General features: G+C 72.4%; 3 protein-coding genes. 1 reads left to right on the plus strand and 2 read right to left on the minus strand.

The genetic code is table 11. From position 1 onward, the window contains the following. Nucleotides 1-147 precede the first annotated feature (147 nt). Complete coding sequence (locus AC51EU_RS27940) at nt 148-708, minus strand: MarR family winged helix-turn-helix transcriptional regulator (RefSeq protein WP_496269871.1); 561 nt, start codon at nt 706-708, stop codon at nt 148-150. 301 nt (nt 709-1,009) lie between these two features. Between AC51EU_RS27940 and AC51EU_RS27945 the strand changes: the two genes are divergently transcribed. Next, nucleotides 1,010-2,305 (plus strand): MFS transporter, encoded by a 1,296-nt coding sequence (locus tag AC51EU_RS27945; protein WP_496269872.1) that lies wholly within the window; start codon nt 1,010-1,012, stop codon nt 2,303-2,305. 65 nt (nt 2,306-2,370) lie between these two features. Here the strand turns inward: AC51EU_RS27945 and AC51EU_RS27950 are convergent. Next, a partial coding sequence (locus AC51EU_RS27950; protein WP_496269873.1) for an ATP-binding SpoIIE family protein phosphatase occupies nt 2,371-4,024 on the minus strand: 1,654 nt, incomplete at its 5' end.

Genomic DNA, 4,024 nt, shown 5'->3' on the forward strand with positions numbered 1-4,024 from the left:
TTTCCCGTTGAGGGGCCGTGCAGTAGTGGTGTGCCGCGAAGCGGCGGGAGAGTCACCGCGGAACCTGTCGGTCGTGCGGCAACTCGGAGAACCTTACGTATCAGGAGGACGCATGTCAACCACGGCCCTCCGTACGCCTCACAGGGATCAGGAGGGGTCGGTGGAGCGTCCGCCGGCGTTCGACGGGGTGTCCTCGACGCGGCGGAGCAGGCGGGAGAGGACCTCGCCCAGGACGCGCCGCTCCTCGCCGGAGAGGTCCTGGAGGAGCTCCTCCTCGAAGACGACGGCCAGGCGCATCGCGGCCAGCCACTTCTCCCGGCCCTCGTGCGTCAGCTCGACGATGACGCGGACGCGGTTGTTCTCGTCGCGTTCGCGGGTGACCAGGCCCTCGCTCGCCATGCGGTCGATGCGGTGGGTCATGGCGGCCGGGGTGAGGCCGAGGCGCTTGGCGAGTTCGCCGGGACCCATGCGGTAGGGGCTGCCGGACAGGACGAGGGCCTTGAGGACCTCCCATTCGGCGTTGCTCATGCCGAGGGTGGCCGTCTGGCGCCCGTAGGCGACGTTCATCCGGCGGTTGAGCCGCTGAAGTGCGGAAACGACCTGCTCCACCTGGGGGTCAAGGTCTTGGAACTCGCGCTGGTAGGCCGCGATCTGTTCCTCAAGGCTCGGCTCCGCGGGGGTGCCGGCCGCTTCTGAGGTCTCAGGCATGCCGCGCAGTATGGCATGGAACTCATTGGCGTTGAAGTCCTTCACCATGTAGCCTTTAGCTTCGAACTTTAGAGTTGAAGTCTTCAGGGCGAGACAGTCCGGACCGGGCCTTAAGGCTCCGGCGACACCGGTCTCCTCTCTCACCCCCGAGGACGGCGGGGGGCTTTCGCATGCCGTCCCGGCTCTGGGGTGCCCTGTCGTCCGTCACGCATGCCTCGGGTGCGTCTTTGTCGAGCGTATGGGCACTTTGTTCGCCTTTTTCAGCTTCTGATCGTCCTCGATCCGACCTAGGTAGGTGAGTGTGACCACCGCGATGGGCGCCGCGTTGCGCCGGATCCAGCTCGGGAACGCGCTGAGCGCGTTCGGCAACGGCTTCACGGTTCCGTATCTCTACGTCTATGTGGCGAAGGTGCGGGACCTCGGAGCGAGTACCGCGGGTGTGGTGCTCGCGATGCTCGCCGTCTCCGCGCTGGTGGTGCTGCCGCTGACCGGCCGCGCCATCGACCGGCGCGGGCCGCTGCCGGTGGCCGTCGTCGGTACGGTCACGGCCGCGGCGGGTGCCCTGAGCATGGGGCTGTCCAGCAGCGAGCCGATGGCGATCGCCTCCGCCGTCGCGCTCGGTGCGGGGATCGCGGTGATCCAGCCGGCGCTGGCGACGATGATCGTGTGGTGCTCGACGACGGTCACCCGGTCACGGGCGTTCGCCACCCAGTTCTTCCTCAACAACCTGGGGCTGGGCATCGGCGGTCTGGTCGGCGGGCTGCTGGTCGACCCGGCGCACGCGTCGAGCTTCGTCCGGCTGTTCATGATCGAGGCGGCGATGTTCCTGGTGCTCGGCGTGGCGGTGGCGACCGTACGGCTGCCGGGCGCGCCGAAGGTCGAGGACGCGGTGCCGACCGGGGAGCGTCCCCAGGGCGCGTGGCGGTCGCTGCTGTCCGACCGTCGGATGGTGTGGCTGTGCGTGCTGGGGTTCGTGCTGTTCTTCGCCTGCTACGGGCAGTTCGAGTCGGGGCTCGCCGCGTACGCCACGGACGTCACCCGGATCGCTCCGGCCACGCTGGGCATCGCGCTGGCGGCCAACACCGCGGCGATCGTGGTGGCGCAGTTCGTGGTGCTCAAGCTGGTGGAGAAGCGGCGGCGCAGCCGGGTGATGGCACTGGTCGGGCTGATCTGGACGGTGGCGTGGATCGCGGCCGGGCTGTCGGGGCTGGTGCCGGGCGCGCCGGCGCTCGCCACGACGCTGCTGATCTCGACGTACGTCCTCTTCGGTTTCGGTGAGTCGCTGCTGTCGCCGACGGTGGCGCCGCTGGTGGCCGATCTGGCGCCGGCGCGGCTGATCGGGCAGTACAACTCGGCGTTCGCGCTGGTCAAGCAGCTGGCGCTGGCCATCGGTCCGGCGGTGGGCGCGCTGATGGTGGGGCACGGGATGCCGGTGCTGTACATCGCGATGCTGGTGGTGTGCGCGCTGGGGATCACGGTGCTGGCGCTTCGGCTGGGGCGGATGCTGACGCCGGCGCAGGAGAATCCGCAGCGTGCGGCGCGGGACGCGGCCGCCGCGCGGGAACCGGTCCCGGCGCGGGAGCCGGTGGCCGCCTGAGCCGCCACGGTTGATCAGGAGTGAGCGGGTCCCGCGGTCGTACGACCGCGGGACCCGCTGCGTGTTCAGCGCGGCGTGCGGCCCGGTGGCGTCGGCAGGACGAATTCGCACCAGACGGCCTTGCCGCCGCCCGGTGTGTGGCGGGCGCCCCAGGAGGAGGCCAGGCTGGCGACGATCGCGATGCCGCGGCCCGCTTCGTCGGCGGGTTCCGCGGTGCGGCGGCGCGGGAGGTGGTCGTCGCCGTCGGTGACCTCGACGATCAGCCGGCGGTCCGTACGGCGCAGGCGCAGCCGCATGGGCGGGGTGCCGTGGAGGAGGGAGTTGGCGACCAGTTCGCTGGCGGCGAGGACGCCGTGGTCGCGCAGCTCGGGCGGGAAGCGCCAGGACGCGAGGACTCCGGAGGCGAAGGCGCGGGCGCGCGGGGCGGCCTCCGTACCGCCGTGGAGTTCGAGGACGGCGTTGTGGAACAGCTCGGCGTCGTGGCCGGTGCGGTGGGGGTGCTGGAGGACGAGGACGGCGACGTCGTCGTCGTGCGTGGCGGTGATGCCGAGGGAGCGCAGCAGGCGGTCGCAGACGATGTCGGGGGCTCCGTCGGCGCCGGCGAACGCGGCCTCCAGGGCCTCGACGCCGTCGTCGATGTCCTTGTCGCGGCGTTCGACGAGGCCGTCGGTGTAGAGGACGGCGCCGCATCCGGGGCCGAAGGGGAGGGAGGCGGAGGTGTGCTGCCAGCCGCCGGTGCCCAGGGGCGGGCCGGTCGGTTCGCCGGCGCGGTGGACGACGCCGTCGGGGTCGCGGACGAGGATGGGGAGGTGGCCCGCCGAGGCGTAGACCAGGCGGCCCTCGTTCGGGTCGTGGACGGCGTAGACGCAGGTGGCGATCTGGCTGGGGTCGATCTCGGCGGCGAGGCCGTCGAGGAGCTGGAGGACCTCGTGCGGCGGGAGGTCGAGGCGGGCGTAGGCGCGGACGGCGGTGCGCAGCTGGCCCATGACGGCGGCGGCGCGGACTCCGCGGCCCATGACGTCGCCGATGACCAGGGCGGTGCGGCCGGCGCCGAGGGTGATCACGTCGTACCAGTCGCCGCCGACCGCGGCGTCGGTGCCGCCGGGGCGGTAGGTGGCGGCGACGCGGAGGTCGTCGGGCTGTTCCAGTTCCTGGGGCAGCAGGGAGCGCTGGAGGGTGACGGCGGCCTCGCGCTGGAGGGCCTCGCTGACGCGGAGGCGTTCGGCGGACTCGATCTGGTCGGTGACCTCGGCGCCGAAGACGAGGACGCCGGGGTGCGGGGCGACGCAGGCGACCTCGGGGTCGGGGGCGGGGCCGCTGGCGGCGACCTCGATGGGGGCGCAGGTGAAGGTGTAGTAGCGGTCGCGGGCGCCGTCGGTGGCGCAGGCGCGTACCCGGCGGGACTTGACCGTACGGGGGCGGCCGCTGCGCAGGACCTGGTCCATGAGGGGGAGCAGGCCGAGTTCGTCGAGTTCGGGGAGGGCCTCGCGGGCGGTGCGGCCGGCGGGGCGGGGGCCGAAGACGGTGGCGTAGGCGGCGTTGACGTAGGCGATGCGGTGCTCGGGGCCGTAGACGACGGCGACGAGGGCGGGGATGGTGCCGAGGATGTCGTGGACGGAGAGGGCGTCGATGGAGGGGGCGGCGGGGCCGGTGGGGGCGGCGCGGGTGCCGGGGGTGGTGGTGCCGTCGGTGGTGTCCGGTGTTCCGGGGCCGTCGGGG

The organism is Candidatus Streptomyces philanthi, from assembly GCF_059553635.1.

Bases quoted from the DNA above. Each gene is read 5' to 3' on its own strand.
- AC51EU_RS27940 (WP_496269871.1), bottom strand. From the start codon at position 708: ATGCCTGAGACCTCAGAAGCGGCCGGCACCCCCGCGGAGCCGAGCCTT.